Origin of the sequence: Curtobacterium sp. MMLR14_002 (assembly GCF_001864975.1) — a bacterium.
GTDB classification, from domain to species: Bacteria; Actinomycetota; Actinomycetes; order Actinomycetales; family Microbacteriaceae; genus Curtobacterium; species Curtobacterium flaccumfaciens.
Map to the genome: position 1 here is coordinate 1 of NZ_MJGT01000124.1, position 316 is coordinate 316.

Sequence of the window (316 nt, forward strand, 5' to 3'; positions counted from 1 at the left end):
TTCCGAACCTCCGCCCAGCGCCCCGACGAGTCCGATGTCATCAGACGTCGGGCCGCTGCGGGCGAGCTCACACGGGTAGCACGCGGACTGTACGCGGAGTCTGCGGGATGGGCCGCACTCCGCCCCAGCGAGCAGCACCACGTCCGGCTGCGCTCGTTCGCCGACCGGATCCGCCCCGGAGACCTGATCTCACACGTCTCGGCCGCCGTCGTCTTCGGTGTGCCCCTGCTCACCCCACCACCGACACGGATCCACGTGACCTCGCGCGGTGCCGACCGGCGCACCACGAACGCGACCTTCGTGGTGCATGCCGACC

General features: G+C 70.9%; 1 pseudogene. It reads left to right on the top strand.

Annotated elements, in window-relative coordinates:
• Positions 1–316: pseudogene (locus BIU91_RS19240) on the top strand (hypothetical protein); the annotation flags it as partial.